This is a genomic window from Bradyrhizobium zhanjiangense, from assembly GCF_004114935.1.
GTDB lineage: Bacteria > Pseudomonadota > Alphaproteobacteria > Rhizobiales > Xanthobacteraceae > Bradyrhizobium > Bradyrhizobium zhanjiangense.
The window spans coordinates 7,866,605-7,888,043 of the sequence record NZ_CP022221.1 but is presented as its reverse complement, the minus strand read 5'-3'; the positions used below and the strand labels follow the sequence as shown (position 1 = coordinate 7,888,043).

Genomic DNA, 21,439 nt, shown 5'->3' with positions numbered 1-21,439 from the left:
GAATCGACTTGTGTGACGGCTTCGTGAAATGAAAATGCCGGCCTTGTGGCCGGCATTTTTGTTTGTTTCCCGGAGATCGAGATGACTGTCATTCGCGCGCTTGCGGGCGCATGTGCCGCGGCGTTCGCATCGTTGTGCGTCCTTGCCGCACCGGCTGAGGCGCAGACCTATCCGACGCGCAGCATCACCATGATCGTGCCGTTTGCGGCCGGCGGACCGACCGACGTCGTCGCGCGCATCGTCACCGCACACATGGCGCAGACGCTGGGGCAGAGCATCATCATCGAGAACGTGGTCGGCGCCGGCGGCACCACCGCCACAACGCGCGCCGCGCGTGCGGCCAATGACGGCTATACGCTCATCACCGGACATATGGGCACGCATGCCGCCTCCGTGCCGCTCTATCCGAAACTCGCCTATCATCCCGAGAAGGACTTCGAGCCGGTCGCGCTGCTCGCGGGCACGCCGATCCTGATCCTGGCGCGCAAGGATTTTCCGCCGAGGGACCTCAAGGAGTTCGTCACCTATGTGAAGGCGAATGCCGAGAAGGTGAATGCCGCGCATGCCGGCGTCGGCTCGGTCTCGCACGCCTCATGCGAGCTTCTGCACTCCATCCTCGACATCAAACCGGTCGGTGTGCCCTTCAATGGCACGGGTCCCGCGATGAACGCGCTGGTGGCGGGACAGGTCGACTACATGTGCGACCAGATCGTCAACGCCGTCCCGCAGATCAATGCCGGCACCATCAAGGCCTATGCGATCGCAACGGCGGAGCGCAATCCGTCGCTGCCGAGCGTGCCGACGACGGCGGAAGCCGGCCTGCCGGCATTCCAGGCCCAGGCCTGGAATGCGATGTTCGCACCGAAGGGAACCTCGCCGGCGATCGTGGCGAGCCTGAACGCCGCCGCCATCAAGGCGCTCGACGACGAGACCGTGCGCAAGCGCCTGCTCGAGCTCGGCAGCGTCATTCCGGGGCCTAAGGACCGTACGCCGGAGGCGCTGGCGACCCTCGTCAAGAACGAGATCGCGAAGTGGAGCCCGGTGCTCAAGCCGGCAACTTAGCCAGCAGGATCAAGCTGATAGGTGAGGGGCGGAATGCCGAGTTCCGCCCCTTGTCGTTTGCGCCGGGAACGCTCACTTTTCCGGGTATAATCGGTGCGGGCAGCGAATCGCCGCTGTCGCAGCGCAGAGGCGGCCGTTAAGTTTCCCGCCTCCCAAAGGCTCACGACACATGCACCAGTATCAGGACCTGCTCGAGCGGATTCTTTCAGACGGCGCCGAGAAGACGGACCGGACCGGCACCGGCACGCTGTCGGTGTTCGGCCACCAGATGCGCTTCGATCTGTCCGCCGGCTTTCCGATGCTGACCACCAAGCGGCTGCCGCTGAAAGCGATCGTGCACGAGCTGCTCTGGTTTCTGAAGGGCGACACCAACATCAAATATCTGCGCGACAACGGCGTCACCATCTGGGACGAATGGGCCGATGCCAATGGCGATCTTGGCCCGGTCTACGGCCATCAGTGGCGCTCCTGGCCCGCGCCTGATGGCCGCAGCATCGACCAGATCGCGAACGTTATCGACATGATCAAGCGCAATCCGGACTCGCGCCGCCTGATCGTCTCGGCCTGGAATCCGGCCGAGGTCGACAAGATGGCGCTGCCGCCGTGCCACTGCCTGTTCCAGTTCTACGTCGCCAATGGCAGGCTGTCGTGCCAGCTTTATCAGCGCTCGGCCGACGTGTTCCTCGGCGTGCCCTTCAACATCGCCTCCTATTCACTGCTGACGATGATGGTCGCGCAGGTCACCGGCCTCAAGCCGGGCGATTTCGTGCATTCGTTCGGCGATACGCATCTCTATTCCAACCATCTGGAGCAGGCGAAGCTCCAGCTCACCCGCGCGCCGCGCGCGTTGCCGGTGATGCGGATCAACCCCGAGGTGAAGGACATCTTCTCCTTCCGCTTCGAGGATTTCGAGCTCGTCGGCTACGATCCGCATCCGCACATCAAGGCGGAAGTCGCGGTCTAGCGTCCTATGTCGCTCAACATCCGTCGCGCACAGCCCGGAGAAGCCGGGCTCGTTCTTTCCTTCATCCGTGAACTCGCCGAATACGAGAAGCTTTCACACGAGGTCGAGGCGACCGAGGCTGACATCGCGGACGCGCTGTTCGGCGACAGGCCGCAACTCTATTGCGCGATCGCCGAATGGAACGGCGAGGCGGTCGGTTTTGCGGTGTGGTTTGCGAATTTCTCCACCTTCAGCGGCCGGCACGGCATCTATCTCGAAGACCTCTATGTGCGGCCGTCGCATCGGGGCAGGGGCCTCGGCAAGGCGCTGCTGGTCTATCTCGCGAAGGAATGCATCGATAACGGCTGGTCGCGCCTGCAATGGGCGGTGCTCGACTGGAACGCGCCGTCGATCGCGTTCTACAAATCGCTCGGTGCCGTCATGATGGACGACTGGACGCTGTGTCGCGTCACCGGGCCAGCGCTGACACGACTTGCCGGGAGCGCGACCTGATGGAGATCGTTTTCGTCGTCGCGATCGCCGAGAACGGGGTCATTGGCGCAGGCAACGCGATCCCGTGGCGCTTGAAATCCGACATGGCGCGCTTCAAGGCGCTCACGATCGGCAAGCCCGTGATCATGGGGCGCAAGACCTTCGAATCTCTGCGCCGGCCGCTGCCGGGCCGCACCAACATCGTGATCACGCGCGATGCGGGGTATCGCGCCATCGGGGCCATCGTCACAACATCGGTGGCGGATGCAAACGAGGTTGCGCGGGGCGACGCCCTGCGGCGTTCGGTCGCCGAGATCGCGGTGATCGGCGGCGCCGAGATCTATCGGCAGTTGCTCGATCGCGCCGATCGCCTCGAAATCACTGAAGTGCATGCGCGGCCCGAAGGCGACACGCATTTCGACATCGACAAGGCGGAGTGGGATGAGGTGGCACGCATCCGGCATCCTGCCGGCCCCGACGACAGCGCCGACTTCTCCTATGTGACATATCGTCGGCGGGCGGCCCATTAACCGCATTCGCCAATGTTTACATTGACTTTTTCGTGCCCGAGCATAGCTCGGAAGACAGTCAGGGCTGCGTTGTAAGGGACCTGCCCGTCCCCTATAAAGCCGGACCGGACAAGCGGGCGGGGGGCATTTCCACCCTGCCGAGGAGAGCGTCGTATGCCGTGGAAGAATCAGGGCGGTGGCCCGTGGGGCTCGGGTCCAAAGGGACCATGGGGCTCAGGCCCGCAACCGGTCGGGCCGAGGCCGCCGGATCTGGAAGACCTTCTGCGACGCGGCCAGGACCGCCTCCAGCAGATCATGCCCGGCGGCTATTTCTCCGGCGTGGGCATCACGCTGATCATCCTGCTCATCGTCGCGTTCTGGCTGCTGTCGGGCTTCTTCCGCGTGCAGTCCGAAGAGCTCGGCGTCGTGCTGCGCTTCGGCAAGCATGTCCGTACGGTGCAGCCGGGCCTGAATTACCATCTGCCCTATCCGATCGAGACAGTACTGCTGCCCAAGGCGCTACGCGTCAACACCATCTCCATCGGCATGACGCTGATCGACGATCCGGCGCGGCGCGGCCGCTCCATACGTGACGTCCCGGAAGAGAGCCTGATGCTGACCGGCGACGAAAACATCGTTGACGTCGACTTCACCGTGCTCTGGCGCATCAAGCCGGATGGCGTCGGCGACTTCCTCTTCAACATCCAGAATCCCGAAGGCACCGTGAAGGCAGTCGCCGAGAGCGCGATGCGCGAGGTGATTGGTCGCTCGCAGATCCAGCCGATCCTGACCGGGGCGCGCAATGTCACCGAACAGGGCGTGCAGGAGCTGATCCAGAAGACCCTCGACAGCTATGGCGCGGGCATTCTCATCACCCAGGTGCAGATGCAGAAGGTCGATCCGCCGGCGCAGGTGATCGACGCCTTCCGCGACGTGCAGGCTGCACGCGCCAATCTCGAGCAGCTGCAAAACGAGGCGCAGACCTACGCCAACCAGGTGGTCCCGCAGGCGCGCGGACGGGCGGCCAAGATCCTCCAGGACGCCGAAGGCTACAAGGAGCAGGCGGTCGCCGAGGCCAAGGGCCAGAGCGCGCGCTTCCTGAAAGTGTACGACGAATACAAGAAGGCGCCCGACGTGACGCGAGAACGGATTTATCTGGAGACGATGGAGCGCGTGCTCGGCGGTGCCGACAAGCTCGTCTATGACGGTGGCCCCTCGGGCCAAGGCGTCGTGCCCTATCTGCCGCTTCCCGAACTGGCGCCCAAGCGGGCACCTATGACCGGTCCGCAGTCGAGCGGAGGCAGCCGATGAGGTCTCCGGTTACAGGTTTCGTCTCGCTGCTCGGGCTGCTTCTGATCCTGATCGTGGCCTACATGTCGCTGTTCACGGTGCAGCAGACTGAGCAGACCATCGTGCTCCAGTTCGGCAAGCCTGTCGACGTCGTCACCGTGCCCGGCCTGCATTTCAAGGCGCCGTGGAATTCGGTGATCAACATCGACAAGCGGATCCTCGACCTGGAGAACCCGTCGCAGGAAGCGATCGCCTCCGACCAGAAGCGGCTGGTGGTCGACGCCTTCGCGCGCTACCGCATCAAGGACGCGCTGCGCTTCTATCAGAGTGTCGGCTCGATCCAGGCTGCCAACATTCAGCTGACCACGCTCTTGAACGCGGCGCTGCGCCGCGTGCTCGGCGAAGTCACCTTCATCAACGTGGTGCGCGACGACCGCGAAAAGCTGATGCTGCGCATCCGCGACCAGCTCGACCGCGAGGCCGATGGCTACGGCATTCAGGTCGTCGACGTCCGGATCCGCCGCGCCGACCTGCCGGAGCAGAACAGCCAGGCGGTCTACCAGCGCATGAAGACCGAGCGTGAGCGCGAGGCCGCCGAGTTCCGTGCACAGGGTGGCCAGAAGGCTCAGGAGATCAAGTCCAAGGCCGACCGCGAGGCGACCGTCATCGTCGCAGAAGCCAATTCGCAGGCTGAGCAGACCCGCGGTGCGGGCGATGCCGAGCGCAACCGCCTGTTTGCGGAAGCCTACAGCAAGGACGCCGACTTCTTCGCCTTCTACCGGTCGATGACGGCCTATGAGAACGGGTTGCGTTCGAACGACACCCGCTTCCTGTTGCGGCCGGACTCGGATTTCTTCCGGTACTTCGGTAGCCCGTCCGGCAAGACGGCGACCGAGACGCCGGCGAAGCCGTAAGCTAGACAAGGGCGGCCGGTCTGGCCGCCCTTTGTCCAGACAAGAACAGCATAACGGGAGGTTCCATTCCGATGAGGTCCATTGCGTTCGCCGACTTCCTCATCGGCCTAGGCATCCTGTTCGTGCTCGAAGGCTTGATGTTCGCGGCAAGTCCCAACTGGATGCGCAAGGCCATGAAGAGCGCCATCGCCACGCCGGACAACATCCTGCGGGCGGTCGGGATCGGTTCGGCCGTGGCCGGCCTGATCCTGATCTGGGTGATGCGGCGCCCGGTTTAGGCGTCATGCCAACGCCAAAGTGAAGGCGAACGACTGGTTTTCGCCGTATTATCGGGGTGTTGAGACCCGTTAAGCTCTGCGCTTGCGCCGTCCCCCCGTTCGAGCGCAGTCTGGCGCCGAACCCCCTATTCTCTGGAGATCACAATGACCGCTGCCACCATTGCCCCGTCCCGCTTGCGCCATTGGGTGCGAACTGGGCTGGCCGCGCTCGCCATCGGTGCTTTCGGCGCGTTCGGCACGCCGGCTCATGCGCGTGGACCGGACGGCATCGCCGACGTCGCCGAGAAGGTGATCGACGCGGTCGTCAACATCTCCACGTCGCAGACCGTCGATGCCAAGGGCGGCGGCAGCAACACCATGCCGCAACTGCCGCCCGGCTCGCCCTTCGAGGAGTTCTTCGACGACTTCTTCAAGAACCGCAGGGGTCCCGGCGGTGGCAGCAAAGGCGGTGACAACAATCCGCCGCGCAAGACCAATTCGCTCGGCTCCGGTTTCATCATCGACACATCAGGCGTGGTCGTCACCAACAACCACGTCATTGCTGATGCCGACGAGATCCACGTCATTCTCAACGATGGAACCAAGATCAAGGCCGAACTGGTCGGCGTCGACAAGAAGACCGACCTCGCCGTGCTCAAGATCAAGCCGCCGAAGCCGTTGGTCGCGGTGAAGTTCGGCGACTCCGACAAGCTGCGCCTCGGCGACTGGGTGGTCGCGATCGGCAACCCCTTCAGTCTCGGTGGCACGGTCACGGCCGGTATCGTCTCGGCCAAGAACCGCGACATCTCCTCAGGGCCATATGACAGCTACATCCAGACCGACGCCTCCATCAACCGCGGCAATTCCGGCGGCCCGCTGTTCAACCTCGACGGTGACGTCATCGGCGTCAACACGCTGATCATCTCGCCCTCCGGCGGCTCCATCGGCATCGGCTTCGCCGTGCCGTCGAAGACCGTCGTGGGCGTCGTCGACCAGCTCCGGCAGTTCGGCGAGCTGCGCCGCGGCTGGTTAGGGGTGCGCATCCAGAGCGTCACCGACGAGATCGCCGAGAGCCTCAGCATCAAGCCCGCGCGTGGCGCGCTGATCGCCGGCGTCGACGACAAGGGCCCGGCCAAGCCCGCCGGCATCGAGCCCGGCGACGTCGTCGTCAAGTTCGACGGCAAGGACGTCAAGGACCCGAAGGACCTGTCCCGCGTCGTCGCCGACACGGCGGTCGGCAAGGAGGTCGACGTGATCATCATCCGCAAGGGCCAGGAGCAGACCAAGAAGGTCACGCTCGGCCGCCTCCAGGATCCCGAGAAGGTTCAGGCCGCGGTGAAGACCGACGAACCCGCGCCCGAGAAGCCTGTGACGCAGAAGGCGCTCGGTCTCGATCTGGCAACGCTGAGCAAGGATCTGCGCACGCGCTACAAGATCAAGGACACCGTCAAGGGCGTGGTCGTCACCAGTGTCGACGCCAATTCCGACGCTGCCGAGAAGCGGCTGTCCGCCGGCGACGTCATCGTCGAGGTGGCGCAGGAGGCGGTGTCTAGCGGCGCCGAGATCCAGAAGCGGGTCGACCAGCTCAAGAAGGACGGCAAGAAGTCGGTGCTGCTGCTCGTCTCCAATGCCGACGGCGAGCTGCGCTTCGTGGCGCTGAGCGTGCAGTAGGAGACGCTTAGCACTCACTGTCATGCCCCGCGAAGGCGGGGCATCCAGTACGCCACGGCCTCTCCGTATCCTCCTCGCATGGTCTCTGGAATACTGGATCACCCGCTTTCGCGGGTGATGACAGCGGAGAGGAGGCTCTAAGCCTCCACGAACTCCTCGCGCCGATATCCCTGCGCATAGAGCAGCGCGGTGAGATCGCCGTGATCGATCCGCGCCGCCGCCGCAGCAGCCACCGCCGGCTTGGCATGATACGCCACGCCCAGCCCGGCCGCCTGGATCATCCCAAGGTCATTGGCGCCGTCGCCGACCACGACCGACTCGAGGTCGTCGAGATCGAACGATTCCATCAGATCCACCAACGTCGCGAGTTTCGCGGCGCGGCCCAAGATCGGTTGCTTCACCTCGCCCGTGAACTTGCCGTCGCGTACCACGAGCTCGTTGGCGCGGTTTTCCTGAAAGCCGAGCTTGGCGGCGACCGCGGTCGTGAACAGCGTGAAACCGCCCGAGACGAGACAGGTGTAAGCGCCGTGCGCGCGCATGGTCGCGACCAGCTCACGGCCGCCGGGGGTCATCGTGATGCGCTTGGCCAGCACCTCGTCGACCGCGCTGGCGGGCAGATCCTTGAGCAGCGCAACGCGCTCGCGCAGCGCCGGCTCGAACTCGATCTCGCCGCGCATCGCGCGTTCGGTGATGGCGGCCACATGCGCCTTCACCCCGACGAAGTCGGCGAGCTCGTCGACGCATTCCTGGCCGATCATGGTGGAATCCATGTCGGCGAGAAAAAGCTTCTTGCGCCGGAAGCCGACTGGCTGCACGACGATGTCGATGGGCAGGTCGCCGCGAAGCTCGCGGAGCCGCTGCTCGATGGCGTGGCGGTCGCCTTCGAGGTTACTGTCGGCGCCGAAGGGAATGTCGACCGCAACCCCGTCGAACAGCCAATGCGCGGGAGCTGCCTTTGGCAGCACGGCGCGGGCGCCGTCGACGATGGTAGAGTCGAGCGCAGGATTGTCAGGATTGCAGATCAGCGTGGCGACGAGGGACATTTGAGGTTTTCGTGAGCGAGGGGCAAGTCAGCAGAGGGCATGTTGGCAAGGCCGTGCTTATCGCAGGCCCGACCGCCAGCGGCAAGTCGGCGCTGGCGCTCGAGCTTGCGCTCGCCACCGGCGGTGTCGTCATCAACGCCGATTCCATGCAGGTCTACCGCGACCTGCGCACCATCACGGCACGGCCGACAGGGGCGGATGAGGCGCTCGCGCCGCATCGTCTCTATGGCCACGTCGATGCGGCCGTGAATTTCTCGGCCGGTGCCTGGGTGCGCGACGCGGCGAGGGTGCTGGAAGCGGCGACGGCCGAAGGCCGCCTGCCGATCTTCATCGGCGGCACCGGGCTCTATTTCAAGGCACTGACGGCGGGCCTTTCCGTGGTGCCGCAAATTCCCGCCGAGGTGCGCGGGGACGTGCGCGCGCGGCTGGAACGGAACGGCGTCGAGGCGCTGCACGCGGAACTCGCACACCGCGATCCGCGCGCGGCCGAACGATTGAATCTGCGCGACCGCACCCGGATCGCGCGCGCGCTCGAAGTGGTCGAGGCGACCGGCCGTTCGCTGCTCGACTGGCACGGCGAGGGCCAGCCGCCGTTGCTGTCGAAGGGTAGTTTTCGCGCGGTGTTTCTCGCCCCCGAGCGCGACGAGCTCTATGCCCGCATCGATGCCCGCTTCGATGCCATGCTAGGCGCCGGCGCGCTGGGGGAGGTCGAGCGGCTCGCCGCCCGACATCTCGATCCACTGCTGCCGGCCATGAAGGCCCATGGCGTGCCGGCGCTGATCCGGCATCTGCGCGGTGAGCTCAGCCTGGACGAAGCAGCCACAATCGGCCGTGCCGACACCCGCCATTACGCCAAGCGCCAGTTCACCTGGTTCCGGCACCAATTGCCGGAGTTCGAATGGGTCAAGCCGGAGGAGGCGAGGGGATGGCTCGCGGCGGCGACTGCGGACTCGGACTGACGTGCTTTTGTGCCCGGTTCCCGAATTTACCTCTCGCCGAACCCCGGGAACACCGCTACACTGCCAAAATCGCGCGGGAACGGCCGCATTGCCTTGACATCCGGGCTTTGGCCGCTATGTTTCGCGCAACCTTTGGGAAGCCGGGCGCCTGCCATGCGTAACATTATTACCAACCTCCTTATCGCCGTCGTACCCAGGCACACCGCCGGGGGTGGCTAGCTGCCATCCACAAGACAGGCGGTGTGCGTGGGCCCTCTTCGGGGCCTTTTTTATTTCCCGAACCCGACACGAACGAAGCCGCTGACAACAGCGCATCCGGAGCAAGCCTATGAGCGACAAGAGCCACGATCCGAACCAGATGACCGGCGCCGCGATGATCGTCCGCGCGCTCATCGATCACGGCGTGACCGACATTTTCGGCTATCCCGGCGGTGCGGTGCTTCCGATCTATGACGAGATCTTCCAGCAGAGCGAGGTCCAGCACATCCTGGTCCGCCATGAGCAGGGTGCGGGCCACGCCGCCGAGGGTTATGCGCGCTCGACCGGCAAGCCGGGCGTCGCCCTGGTGACTTCCGGCCCCGGCGCCACCAACATGGTGACGCCGCTGACCGACGCATTGATGGACTCGATCCCGCTGGTCTGCATCTCCGGCCAGGTGCCGACGCATCTGATCGGCAACGACGCCTTCCAGGAATGCGACACCGTCGGCATCACGCGCCCCTGCACCAAGCACAACTGGCTGGTCCGTGACGTCAACGATCTCGCCAAGGTGCTGCACGAGGCGTTCTACGTTGCGACCTCCGGCCGGCCGGGTCCGGTGCTGGTCGACGTTCCCAAGGACGTGCAATTCGCGACCGGCACCTATCATCCGCCGCGCAAGTCCGACGTGCACCGCTCCTATGCGCCGCGCGTGAAGGGCGATGCGACGCAGATCCGCAAGGCCGTTGCGCTGCTCGCCAACGCCAAGCGCCCGGTGATCTACAGCGGCGGCGGTGTCATCAATTCCGGCCCCGAGGCGACCAAGCTGTTGCGCGAACTGGTCGAGGTCACCGGCTTCCCGATCACCTCCACGCTGATGGGCCTCGGAGCCTATCCGGCGTCGGGCAAGAACTGGCTCGGCATGCTCGGCATGCACGGCACTTACGAAGCCAACATGACCATGCATGATTGCGACGTCATGCTGTGCGTCGGCGCGCGCTTCGACGACCGCATCACCGGCCGCGTCGATGCGTTCTCCCCTAGCTCGAAGAAGATCCACATCGATATCGACCCGTCCTCGATCAACAAGAACATCCGCGTCGACGTGCCGATCATCGGCGATTGCGGCAACATCCTCGGCGACATCCTCCAGGTGTTCAAGGCAGAGGCGAAGAAGCCCGACATCAAGTCGTGGTGGCAGCAGATCGCGCAGTGGCGTGCCCGCAACTCGCTCTACTACAAGAAGAGCAACGACGTCATCCTGCCGCAACACGCGATCCAGAGCCTGTTCGAACTGACGCGTGGCAAGGATACCTACATCACGACCGAGGTCGGCCAGCATCAGATGTGGGCGGCGCAGTTCTACGGCTTCGAGGAGCCGCATCGCTGGATGACGTCGGGCGGCCTCGGCACCATGGGCTACGGCCTGCCGGCGGCGATCGGTGTGCAGGTGGCCCACCCGGATAGCCTCGTCATCGACATCGCGGGTGATGCCTCGGTGCAGATGACGATGCAGGAGATGTCGACGGCAGTGCAGTACGAGCTGCCGATCAAGATCTTCATCCTGAACAACCAGTATATGGGCATGGTGCGGCAGTGGCAGCAGCTGCTGCACGGTAACCGCCTGTCGCATTCCTATTCGGAGGCGCTGCCGGATTTCGTCAAGCTCGCCGAAGCCTATGGCGGCGTCGGCCTCCAGGTGCACAAGCCCGCCGATCTCGAGGGCGCCATCAAGGAGATGATCGCGGTCAAGCGCCCGGTGCTGTTCGACTGCCGCGTCGCCGCGCTGGAAAACTGCTTCCCGATGATCCCCTCCGGCAAGGCGCATAACGAGATGCTGTTGCCTGAGCAGGCCAACGACGAGGCCACCGCGAAGGCATTCGCTGCCGGTAAGGCGCTGGTGTGAGCGCGACATACACAAACTCGCTGTCATCGCCCGGCTTGATCGGGCGATCCAGTACGCCGCGGCCTGTGTGAAGATCTCGCAGGTCATGACGAGAGACATTTGAGGGGACGACAATGAACCAGCCGGCATCTGCCTACTTCATCGAGGACCGCCACGATCCCAACGAGACGCACACGCTCGCGGTGCTCGTGCAGAACGAGCCGGGCGTGCTCGCACGCGTCATCGGCTTGTTCTCGGGCCGCGGCTACAACATCGAGAGTCTCACGGTCTCGGAGACCGAGGCCCAGAAGCATCTGTCGCGCATCACCATCGTCACCACCGGCACGCCGATGGTGATCGAGCAGATCAAGCATCAGCTCGATCGCATGATCCCGGTCTACCGCGTCGTCGACATGACCCAGACCAAGCGCTCGATCGAGCGCGAACTCGCCATGGTGAAGGTGCGCGGGCAGGGCGAGCACCGGGTCGAGGCGCTCAGGCTGGCGGACGCGTTCCGCGCCCGCGTGATCGACGCCACCACCGAGAGCTTTGTGTTCGAGATCACAGGCAATACGGACAAAATCAACCAGTTTATCGACCTGATGCGTCCGCTCGGCCTCGTCGAGGTGTCGCGCACCGGCGTTGCCGCGATTGGTCGCGGGCCTGAAGGGATGTGAACCATGCTGGCGCGCGACTGGTACTATAACGAGCGGAACCGGATGGGGATCGAGCCCGCGGTGGCCTCGATCTACGACAGCCATGACGATGCCGATCTGCGAGCGCGCGCCGCGCTGAAAATGCTCGGAGTCCAGCGCGGCTGGCGCATCGCCGACATCGGCTGCGGCAACGGTGTGCTGGCGACTGAAGCAGCGCTGATGGGCGCCGAGGTCGATGCCATCGACATCTCGCCCGCGATGCTGGCGCTCGCCGAAATCTATGCGCGTGACCGCAAGGCGCCTGTCCGCACCCAATCGGCGGGCCTGCTGAGCTTCTCCTACCGGCCGGAATCCTACGATTTGATCGTCAGCGAGTTCACGCTGCATCATCTGCCGGACTTCTGGAAGGCGGTGGCGATATCGCGGATCTATCGCGCGCTGAAGCCGGGCGCGAGCTTCTACCTGCGCGACATCGTCTACGCTTCGATGCCGGATGCGATCGAGCGCGATGTCGAGCAATGGGCGGACTTCCAGATCAAGAACCACGACTTTTCGCGCGAAGGCGTCGTCACGCACATGCGTGACGAATATTCCACCTTCGGCTGGGTGATGGAGCGGATGCTGACCGACGTCGGCTTCACGCTGATCTCGGCCGATTATCACGCCCCCATGCACGGCACTTATCTGCTGCGGAAACCGAAAGCCGGCGAGCAAGGCTAGACAGAAAAAGTAACAGGGCTGCACGATAGTGCAGAACCGGGAACAACAATGAAGCCGGCTGACATCCTCATCGCCATCCTGGTGGCGATCATCTGGGGGCTTGCCTTCGTGGCGAGCCGGATCGCGCTCGACGAACTGTCACCGGAGTTGATGACGGCGCTACGCTTCACCATCGCTGCGGTCCCATGCCTGTTCATTCGCAAGCCGAAGATTGCCTGGTCGCTCCTGATCGCGATCAGCTTCACGCTGTTTCTCGGCCAGTTCCTGTCCCAGGCCTATGGCATCGCCCATGGCGTGCCGGTGGGGCTGACCAGTGTCGTCGTGCAGAGCCAGGCGCTGTTCACCATCGGCTTTGCCGCGCTCGCATTCGGCGAGCGGCCGACGCCGATGCAGGCACTCGGCACCGGCATTGCTGCGATCGGTCTTCTGATGATCTGCGGCACTGTCGGCTATGATTTCAGCGTTGCTGCGTTTGCGGTGCTGATGATCTCGCCAGTCAGCTTTGCCGTCGGCAATCTCTTGCTGCGTGGCGCCCGCGGCGTGCCCATGTTCGACCTGTTCGCGTGGTTGTGTCTCGCCTCGGCGATACCGCTGTTCGCGCTGGCGCTTATCGCTAACGGCCCGGTGTCGACCTGGACATCGCTGACCCACATCTCGCTGACGTCGGCGCTCTGCATGCTGGCGCTTGGCGGCGTCTCGACAAGCATCGCCTATTGGCTGTGGGGTCGGTTGCTGCGCGACTATCCAGCCGCCCAGGTGGTGCCGTTCGCGCTGCTGGTGCCATTCGTGGGATCGGCGGCCTCCAGCGTCGTGTTCGGCGAGCGGTTCGGACCCCTAAGGCTCGCCGGCATGCTGACCGTGATCGGCGGTATCGCGGTGATGGTGCTCGCGAAGCGACCCAAGGCGCTGCCTGAAGAGCCGCTGCCCAAAGTCGCGTGAGGTGAGCATGTCCCAATCGCTGTTCTATGCCTTTCTCATCTTCATGGTCGTGATGTACTTCACGCCTGGGCCTAACAACATCATGCTGCTGTCCTCCGGGCTGACCTACGGCTTCCGGCGCACCATTCCCCACATCGTCGGGATCGTCATCGGCTTTGCCTTCATGGTGGCCGCGGTCGGCCTCGGGCTCGGCACCGTGTTCCTGGCCTATCCGATCCTCCAGACCATCTTGAAATATGCCGGTGCGGCCTACCTGATCTATCTCGCCGCCGCGATCGCCATGTCCGGCCCGACCAAGCCGGGCGAGGGGGGCGGCCGCGGCCCGATGACCTTCTGGGGCGCGGCGATGTTCCAATGGATCAACGCCAAAGGCTGGGTGATCGTGATCGGCACCATCACCGCCTACGCGGCGATCGCCCGATTCCCGCTCAACATCGCAATCCAGACCCTGATCAGCCTGCTCGTCGGCACGGTCTCGACCGTGGTCTGGGCTCTGTTCGGCTCCGCATTGCGGCCGGTCCTGACCTCGGAGCGGCTGGTCCGCGCCTTCAATATCCTGATGGCGGTGCTGCTGCTCGCTTCCCTCTACCCCGTCTTCATGGATGCATGATGCCGCAGATTTCCATGCAGAAACGGGTTTCCCAGGGGCCCTAAAATGCTCTAGACAGCCCCCGAAATCCGTCAATTCACCTTCGAAAGACCTGACCATCGGCCGATTCCGGCCCCGAACGAGGAAACGAACTATGCGTGTTTATTACGATCGCGACGCCGACCTGAACCTGATCAAGGGCAAGAAGGTCGCCATCGTCGGCTATGGCAGCCAGGGCCACGCCCATGCGCTCAACCTGAAGGACTCCGGCGTCAAGGAAGTCGCCATTGCGCTGCGCAAGGGATCGGCCTCGGCCAAGAAGGCGGAAGCTGCCGGCTTCAAGGTCATGGAAGTCGCCGAAGCCGCCAAATGGGCCGACGTCGTCATGATGCTGACCCCGGACGAGCTCCAGGGCGACATCTACCGCGAGCACCTGCACGACAACATGAAGAAGGGCGCCGCCCTCGTGTTCGCGCACGGCCTCAACGTCCACTTCAACCTGCTCGACCCGCGCGCCGACCTCGACGTGCTGATGATCGCGCCGAAGGGCCCCGGCCACACCGTGCGCTCGGAGTATCAGCGCGGCGGCGGCGTGCCCTGCCTGATCGCGATCGCCAAGGACGTCTCGGGCAATGCCCACGACCTCGGCCTGTCCTATGCGTCCGCCATCGGCGGCGGCCGTGCCGGCATCATCGAGACCACCTTCAAGGAAGAATGCGAGACCGACCTGTTCGGCGAGCAGGTGGTGCTCTGCGGCGGCCTGGTCGAGTTGATCAAGGGCGGCTACGAGACCCTGGTCGAAGCCGGCTACGCCCCGGAGATGGCCTATTTCGAGTGCCTGCACGAAGTGAAGCTGATCGTCGACCTGATCTATGAAGGCGGCATCGCCAACATGAACTACTCCATCTCCAACACCGCCGAGTACGGCGAGTATGTCACCGGTCCGCGCATCATCACCGACGAGACCAAGAAGGAGATGCGGAAGGTTCTCGCCGACATCCAGGGCGGCAAGTTCGCCCGCGACTGGATGCTCGAGAACAAGGTCAACCAGACCTCGTTCAAGGCGACCCGCGCCAAGCTCGCGGCACACCCGATCGAGGAAGTCGGCGCGAAGCTGCGCGACATGATGCCCTGGATCAAGAAGGGCGCGCTGGTCGATAAGAGCAAGAACTAAGCCGTTCTGCCCCGGACGCAGCGCAGCACTCTGGTGATGCGCTGCTGATCCGGGGGCCAATGCGGCCTCTGGGTCCCGGCTGGGCTCCGCTTCGCTGCGCTTGTCCGGGATACGAGCGAACACGAGCTTCGCTCGTCACACCAAATCTTAAACCTTCGCGAATAGGCTCGAGCAAGATCGCAGACAGCGGTCTCGCTCGTTCCTTCTCGCGCGAAGCATAGTTGCTTCATTCAAATTCTTCGCGAGTTGACGGGCTGCTTGAGCGCCAAGAACTGACGCTTAAACCACATTCTTGGTCTCGCGTCGTTTTTCAAGGCTTCTTAGAACTTCCTGATCGTCAAAAGTGCTGCGTCGTGAAAGCCAAGGATTCGGCTCTTCATCCGCCTTTTTAACGCGCCTTTCGACGTCATGTCGCAACGCTCGCGCGCCGCTTCATCTCAAGAACCGACACCTGCTGCGCGGACTTGCGGGCTGGGCGGCATTGCGCACGGGCACCTTCCTCCTACATGATCGCGGGAACTCGAGGGGAGGGGACCATGCGATCTGTCGTCGTTACCGGTGCGTCCACCGGCATCCGCTGGGCCGTTGCGAAATATCTGATCGGGCGTGGCTATCGCGTGTTCGGCAGTGTCCGCAAGCAGGCCGACGCCGACCGGCTCAAGAGTGAGTTCGGCACCAATTTCACGCCATTGCTGTTCGACGTCACCGACGAGGCAGCAGTCCTCGCTGCTGCGCGAAAAGTTCGCGATGCGCTGGGCGGCGAGACGCTCGCGGGGCTCGTCAACAATGCAGGCATCGCGGTCGCCGGCCCCGTGCTCGAATTGTCGGTCGACGATTTCCGCCGCCAGATGGACGTCAACGTCATCGGTCCCGTCATCGCGACGCAGGCGTTCGGGCCGCTGCTGGGCGCAGACCCCGCGCTGAAGGGGCCGAAGGGCCGGATCGTGATGATCAGCTCGGTCGCCGGCAAGAACGGCAATCCGCTGTCGGCACCTTACAGCACCTCCAAGCACGCCATCGAGGGCCTGTCGGAGAGCCTGCGCCGCGAGCTGATGCTGTTCGGCATCGACGTCATCATCGTCGCCCCCGGCGCGGTGAAGACCCCGATCTGGAGCAAGGCCGAAGAGATCGACCTCTCCGTCTACCAGAACTCGCCCTATCTGCCGGCACTAAACAAGGCGATGGCGTTCATGATGGACATCGGCGCCAAGGGCCTGCCTGCCGAGCGTATCGCCGAAGTGGTGTTCGAGGCGCTGACGGCGGCAAGCCCAAAGGTGCGCTACCAGATCACGCCGGATCCGCTCCGCCATCTGATCGGCGCCGTGCTGCCGAAACGGACGCTGGACCGCATCATCGCCAAGCGCCTCGGGCTGCTGCCGCGGGGGTGACCGACGTTCAGTTCGCCTCGGCCGTCCATCCTATCGCCAAGCCCTGACGTTGCGAGCAGCGGCCTGCCGGGCCTGCGGCCCACGTCTCCCGCTAACAATAAGCGAAAGTCGGATCGCCGGACGCGTTGCCTGACCGTGACTGTTCCGTTACAGTTTTATGACACGGTGCAGACTTCCGGCTGCGCCGGACGCCGCTAGCTGCCTCGAGGCCGGCCAGACGGCTTGGCATCACCGCGCCGGATCGGAAGTTGCGTGTCGTCGATGGCGTCCGCGCCCAATCCAGGTCCTTCTGCCACCACCGCCGTCCTGGCGAGCGTCGCCGCGCTCGGCATCTGGCGGCTGCTCGCGGTCACAGCGCCACATTTCGCAGCGATCGCGCTGATGTACGAGACCGAGACCGATTTCGGCTCGCGCCTCTCCTTCGCGCTGGCCTGGGGCATCCTCAACTTCTTCTGGATCACGCTGCTGCGGCGGCCGGCGCTGTCGGGTGCGCTGTCGCTGACCATGGTCGTCGTGCTGGTGCTGCTGTCCCGGCTCAAGCACGACGTCGTGCAGATGACGGTCAACTTCATCGATCTGATGATGATCGACCGCGACACCGTCGCATTCCTGTTCACGATCTTCCCGAATCTGCGCTGGTCGGTGATCCTGGCCGGCCTCGTCACGCTGCCGCTGATGTACGCGCTGTGGTGGCTCGATCCGTTCCGCATCCGCCGTCTGCCGGCGTTCGCCTGCAAGCTCGCCTGCCTTGCTGCGCTGGTGGGCTATTCGCTCTATCATCCTGATGAAGCCTGGCGCGGCTATTACGACGACGGCTATCTCTCGAAATTCTTCCGCTCCGGCGTCACCGCGGTCGCCGATTTCGTGCAGTACGGTTTCATGGAATCCGCCGCCGCGACCAACGAGCGGCTCAACGTGCCGCTGGTCGATGAGTGCCACCCTGCGGGTCGCCGGCCCAACATCATCATGATCCACGACGAATCGAGCTTCGACATCCGCGCCGCGCAGGGCATCAAGGTGCCGCCGCGCTATGGCGACCACTTCAAGTCCTGGGACGGCAAGCAGCGCGCGTTCCTGGCCGAGAGCAATGGCGGGCCGAGCTGGTTCACCGAATACAACGTGCTTGCGGGGCTCTCCTCGCGTTCGTTCGGCCGCTTCGCCTATTTCGTGACGCGCATCGCCTCGAACCGCGTCGAACGCGGCCTGCCGTTGGCGCTGCGTCGTTGCGGCTACGACACAATGTCGCTCTATCCTGCCCATGGCGGCTTCATGGGCGCGCGCAGCTTCCAGATGACGACCGGCATCGAACGCTTCCTCGACTCGAAGGATCTCGGCGCCAAGGACGTCGAACCGGACTCCTTCTTCTACGACAAGGCGCTTCAGCTGATGGGGCAACAGCCGCCGAACAAGCCGCTGTTCACCTTCATCTATCTCGGTGCCAATCATTTCCCCTGGGAGACGCGGTTCCGTCCTGACCTGCTGCCGAACTGGCGCGCGCCGGGCAACGTGCCGTCGATCGACGAATATCTGCGCCGCCAGGCGATGAGCGCCGAGCAGTACAGGACTTTCGTCGCCGGCCTGAAGAAGAATTTTCCCGGCGAGCCTTTCTTGATCGTGCGCTACGGAGATCACCAGCCGGAATTTGCGCCGAACCTGCTCGAGCCCGGACTCGACGAGGGCGCTCTCGGCAAGAAGCTCGACGCTTACGATCCGCGTCTCTACGCAACCTATTACGCGATCGACGCCGTCAATTTCGAACCGGTGAAGAGCGACGCCGTGATGGACACGATCGACGGCCCGTATCTGCCGCTGGTGATCCAGGAGGCCGCCGGCATCCCGCTCGATCCATCCTTCGCCGAGCAGAAGGCGATCATGCTCCGCTGCAAGGGCATCTTCTACGGCTGCAAGGACGGCGCCGAGGCGCGGCGGCTGAACCGGCTTCTGATCGAAGCGGGGATGATCCGGGGGCTGTAGCTGTCTTGCTGTACCCCCAAGCGCTACTCATTGACCGTCACCCTGAGGTGCGAGCCCTGCGGCGCAAAGGCGCCGCTGGGTGAGCCTCGAAGGGCGACGGCCCGGCTGCATCGGGGCCGCTCATCCTTCGAGGCTCCCCGCGCGCTGCTTTGCAGCGCACGGCTCGCGCCTCAGGATGACGGGTCGTCTGCGTGCCTACGGATTAATTTTTCCCCACAGCCACTTCGCCACCGCATCGGGTGATGAATTCGCATCGTTGCCGCTGGCGCGCAAATTGGCTTCGCGCATGGTCGCGATGTCGATCTTGCCGAGCAGCGGCTTGAATGCCGCCTGTAGCCGCTCGTCACCGGCTCGCTTCGGTGCGAGCAACAGGATCGCGTCGTAGGGCGGGATCGCATGCCTGGGATCGTTGAGCGCAACGAGATCGTATTTCGCGATCAGGCCGTCGCTGGTGTAGCCGGCGATCACGTCGACCTCGCCGCTGGCGACCGTGGCATACATGAAGTCCGGCTGCATCTGGCGTTGGGCGCGGAAGGAAAGGCCGTAGGCCTTTTGCAGCGCGGCCCATTCGGGGCGCGAGAAGAACTCGTAGTCGCCGGCGATCGACATCGTCGATGTGTGCGCGGCGAGATCGGCGATGCTGCGGATGCCTAGCGCCTCGGCGCGCCTTCTCGGCATCACCAACGCATAGGCATTCTCGAATCCGAGCTCGCCGAGCAAGGTGATGTTCTCTTTCGCGAGGGCTGTCTTCAGCTCTGCAAGCAGCTCCGCGCGCGGCTTGATGTCGGTGCGATGCAACTGGTTGGCCCAGAGCGTACCGGAATAGTCGACATAGAGATCGATGTCCCCGGCCTTCAGTGCCTCGAAGATCACGCTGGAGCCGAGGCCGGATCGCGCGGTGGCGGAAAGCCCGGCCGCCTGGAGGCGGTCCCTGAGCAGCGCCGAGAGCACATATTGCTCGGCGAAGGTTTTGGCGCCGACCACATAGCTCTGCGACGAGCGTCCCAGCGTCGGCACCAGCGTGGCAGCGACAAGTGCGGCGATCCCGATCGCGCCGAGTCCGGCGCGTAGGCGCCTGCGTTGGCGCAGGCCTGTCTCAATCAGGCCGAGCAACTCATCGACCGCAAGCGCGAGCAGGGCCGAGGCCAGGCAGCCGAACAGCACGAACACCCAGTTCTGGGTCTGAAGCCCGGCGAAAATGTAATTGCCGAGGCTGGTCTGCCCGATCGGCGTCGACAGCGTCGCCGTGCCGATCACCCACACCGCGGCGGTGCGGATGCCCGCCATCATCACCGGCAGCGCCAGCGGGAGTTCGACCATGAGAAGCGACTGTCGTGCGGTCATTCCGACACCCTTGGCCGCTTCGAGCAGCGCCGGATCGATGCCGTTGAGACCGGTGATGTCATTGCGCAGCACCGGCAACATCGAATAGAGCGCGAGCGCCAGCATCGCCGGGAGGAAGCCGAAAGCGGAGAAGGAAACGCCGAACCAGGCGAGCGTGACGGAAGCCGCCAGCAGCAGCAACGGATAGAACAGCGCAAGCAGCGCCAGCCCAGGCACGGTCTGCACGATGCTGGCGAACGCGAGCAGCATGCCGCGCGGCGCCGGGCGATTGCGCGTCAGGATGGCCAGTGGCAGGCTGACGGCGAGACCGAGCGCGAGCGCGGCAAGGCTCACCCGCACATGGTTGCCGAGATAGTCGGGCAAATGCGACAGCGCCTCGCCCCAGCGCGGGTCGGTGAAGAAGCTCATGCCCCACCGCCCTGCGGCAACAGCGCGTTCAATCGCTCGACTTGGCGCCGGGGCGTGCGCAACAGCTCCAGCACATAGGCGTCGCCGCTCTTCGACAGCTCTGCCGGCGTGCCCTGGGCCAGCAGCGTTCCAGCGCGCATCACGGCGATGCGGTCGGCCAGCAAAATCGCCTCCGTCATGTCATGCGTGATCATCACGGTGGTCAGGCCGAGCTTGCGGTGCAGGTCGCGAAAATCCTCGCCGAGCGCATCGCGGGTGAGGGGATCGAGCGCGCCGAACGGCTCGTCCATCAGCATGATGCGGGGCTTTGCCGCGAGCGCCCGCGCCACGCCGACGCGCTGGCGTTGGCCGCCCGAGAGCGCTTCCGGCAGCCGGTCGCGATGCGCGGCACGATCGAGCTGCACGAGCTCCAGCAGTTCGTCGACACGTGCGGCGATATCCGTAGCCGACACGCCCTGCAGTCTTGGCGTGATCCCGATATTGTCCGCAACGCTCAAATGCGGAAACAGCCCGCCGGCCTGGAACACGTAGCCGATCCGCCGCCGCAGCGCGACCGGATCGACGTTTTGCACGTCCTCGCCCTCGACCGTGATCGTGCCGCCATCCGCCTCGATCAGCCGGTTGGCGAGCCGCAGCAGGGTGGTCTTGCCGGAGCCCGAGCCGCCGACGACGGCCACAAATTCGCCTTCGGCGATGTCGAGCGATACATCGTCGACGGCCTTGAGCGGGCCGAAGCTCTTGGTGACATGCGCATAGCTGATTGCTGGCTTGGGAGACATCCGACGCGGCTCATTCTTCCTTACCCTCCCCTGGAGGGGGAGGGTCGCTCGCGCGAAGCGCGGGCGGGGTGGGGTGATCTCTCAACACAGGTAGTGTTGGACGTGGAAAGACCGTCACCCCACCCCGCTGTGCATTTCGCTTCGCTACATGCCCAGCGACCCTCCCCCTCCAGGGGAGGGTAAGAGCGCCCCGGCACCCCATGCGTAGCACGCTTGGCGCCTTGATTGAACTTGGCTGCGCGAGC

General features: G+C 64.4%; 20 protein-coding genes. 17 read left to right on the top strand and 3 right to left on the bottom strand.

Annotated elements, in window-relative coordinates; genetic code table 11:
* Positions 1-81: 81 nt before the first annotated feature.
* The 8 genes from XH85_RS37695 to XH85_RS37660 all read left to right on the top strand — a co-directional run bounded on the left by XH85_RS37695 (position 82) and on the right by XH85_RS37660 (position 7,138).
* Complete coding sequence (locus tag XH85_RS37695; protein WP_128935969.1) at positions 82-1,062, top strand: tripartite tricarboxylate transporter substrate binding protein BugD; 981 nt, start codon at positions 82-84, stop codon at positions 1,060-1,062.
* 169 nt (positions 1,063-1,231) lie between these two features.
* The gene (locus XH85_RS37690) at positions 1,232-2,026 is read left to right on the top strand and encodes a thymidylate synthase (protein WP_128935968.1); all 795 of its coding nucleotides are present in this window, start codon (positions 1,232-1,234) and stop codon (positions 2,024-2,026) included.
* 6 nt (positions 2,027-2,032) lie between these two features.
* Positions 2,033-2,518, top strand: coding sequence for a GNAT family N-acetyltransferase (locus XH85_RS37685; protein WP_128935967.1), 486 nt, complete (start codon positions 2,033-2,035; stop codon positions 2,516-2,518).
* Positions 2,518-3,027, top strand: a complete 510-nt coding sequence (locus XH85_RS37680; protein ID WP_128935966.1) for a dihydrofolate reductase — start codon at positions 2,518-2,520, stop codon at positions 3,025-3,027. The genes XH85_RS37685 and XH85_RS37680 overlap by 1 nt, the downstream gene beginning before the upstream one ends.
* 153 nt (positions 3,028-3,180) lie before the next feature.
* Positions 3,181-4,317 (top strand): FtsH protease activity modulator HflK, encoded by a 1,137-nt coding sequence (gene hflK, locus XH85_RS37675; protein WP_128935965.1) that lies wholly within the window; start codon positions 3,181-3,183, stop codon positions 4,315-4,317.
* Positions 4,314-5,210, top strand: coding sequence for a protease modulator HflC (gene hflC, locus XH85_RS37670; protein WP_128935964.1), 897 nt, complete (start codon positions 4,314-4,316; stop codon positions 5,208-5,210). Before hflK ends, hflC begins: the two co-directional genes overlap by 4 nt.
* 71 nt (positions 5,211-5,281) lie before the next feature.
* Complete coding sequence (locus tag XH85_RS37665; RefSeq protein WP_027560516.1) at positions 5,282-5,488, top strand: DUF2065 domain-containing protein; 207 nt, start codon at positions 5,282-5,284, stop codon at positions 5,486-5,488.
* 144 nt (positions 5,489-5,632) lie between these two features.
* Complete coding sequence (locus XH85_RS37660; protein ID WP_128935963.1) at positions 5,633-7,138, top strand: Do family serine endopeptidase; 1,506 nt, start codon at positions 5,633-5,635, stop codon at positions 7,136-7,138.
* Positions 7,139-7,275: 137 nt separating this feature from the next.
* Here the strand turns inward: XH85_RS37660 and serB are convergent, their stop codons facing one another.
* Positions 7,276-8,181, bottom strand: a complete 906-nt coding sequence (gene serB, locus XH85_RS37650; RefSeq protein ID WP_128935962.1) for a phosphoserine phosphatase SerB — start codon at positions 8,179-8,181, stop codon at positions 7,276-7,278.
* A gap of 11 nt (positions 8,182-8,192) precedes the next feature.
* Here serB and miaA point away from each other — a divergent pair, with 11 nt between their 5' ends.
* The 9 genes from miaA (at position 8,193) to XH85_RS37605 (ending at position 18,663) form a co-directional block, all read left to right on the top strand.
* Positions 8,193-9,140, top strand: a complete 948-nt coding sequence (gene miaA, locus XH85_RS37645) for a tRNA (adenosine(37)-N6)-dimethylallyltransferase MiaA (RefSeq protein WP_128935961.1) — start codon at positions 8,193-8,195, stop codon at positions 9,138-9,140.
* Positions 9,141-9,468: 328 nt separating this feature from the next.
* Positions 9,469-11,244 carry an acetolactate synthase 3 large subunit gene (locus tag XH85_RS37640; RefSeq protein WP_128935960.1) on the top strand — a complete coding sequence of 592 codons (1,776 nt, stop codon included), beginning with the start codon at positions 9,469-9,471 and terminating at the stop codon, positions 11,242-11,244.
* Positions 11,245-11,357: 113 nt separating this feature from the next.
* Entirely contained in the window at positions 11,358-11,900 is a 543-nt protein-coding gene (ilvN, locus tag XH85_RS37635) for an acetolactate synthase small subunit (protein ID WP_027572493.1), read from the top strand.
* A gap of 3 nt (positions 11,901-11,903) precedes the next feature.
* Positions 11,904-12,599, top strand: coding sequence for a class I SAM-dependent methyltransferase (locus XH85_RS37630; RefSeq protein ID WP_128935959.1), 696 nt, complete (start codon positions 11,904-11,906; stop codon positions 12,597-12,599).
* Positions 12,600-12,647: 48 nt separating this feature from the next.
* On the top strand, positions 12,648-13,538 hold the full coding sequence (locus tag XH85_RS37625; protein WP_128935958.1) for an EamA family transporter: 891 nt from the start codon (positions 12,648-12,650) through the stop codon (positions 13,536-13,538).
* 7 nt (positions 13,539-13,545) lie between these two features.
* A complete protein-coding gene (locus XH85_RS37620; protein WP_164940361.1) occupies positions 13,546-14,148 on the top strand; it encodes a LysE family translocator in 603 nt (200 codons plus the stop codon).
* Between the two features lie 133 nt (positions 14,149-14,281).
* A complete protein-coding gene (gene ilvC / locus XH85_RS37615; RefSeq protein WP_128935956.1) occupies positions 14,282-15,301 on the top strand; it encodes a ketol-acid reductoisomerase in 1,020 nt (339 codons plus the stop codon).
* Between the two features lie 536 nt (positions 15,302-15,837).
* Positions 15,838-16,689: an SDR family oxidoreductase gene (locus XH85_RS37610; RefSeq protein ID WP_128935955.1), complete on the top strand. Its 852-nt coding sequence runs from the start codon at positions 15,838-15,840 to the stop codon at positions 16,687-16,689.
* 261 nt (positions 16,690-16,950) lie between these two features.
* Positions 16,951-18,663 carry a sulfatase-like hydrolase/transferase gene (locus XH85_RS37605; RefSeq protein WP_128935954.1) on the top strand — a complete coding sequence of 571 codons (1,713 nt, stop codon included), beginning with the start codon at positions 16,951-16,953 and terminating at the stop codon, positions 18,661-18,663.
* 195 nt (positions 18,664-18,858) lie between these two features.
* Here XH85_RS37605 and XH85_RS37600 read toward each other — a convergent pair whose 3' ends face one another.
* On the bottom strand, positions 18,859-20,415 hold the full coding sequence (locus XH85_RS37600; protein ID WP_128935953.1) for a glycine betaine ABC transporter substrate-binding protein: 1,557 nt from the start codon (positions 20,413-20,415) through the stop codon (positions 18,859-18,861).
* On the bottom strand, positions 20,412-21,194 hold the full coding sequence (locus XH85_RS37595; protein WP_128935952.1) for an ATP-binding cassette domain-containing protein: 783 nt from the start codon (positions 21,192-21,194) through the stop codon (positions 20,412-20,414). The genes XH85_RS37600 and XH85_RS37595 overlap by 4 nt, the downstream gene beginning before the upstream one ends.
* Between the last annotated feature and the right edge of the window lie 245 nt (positions 21,195-21,439).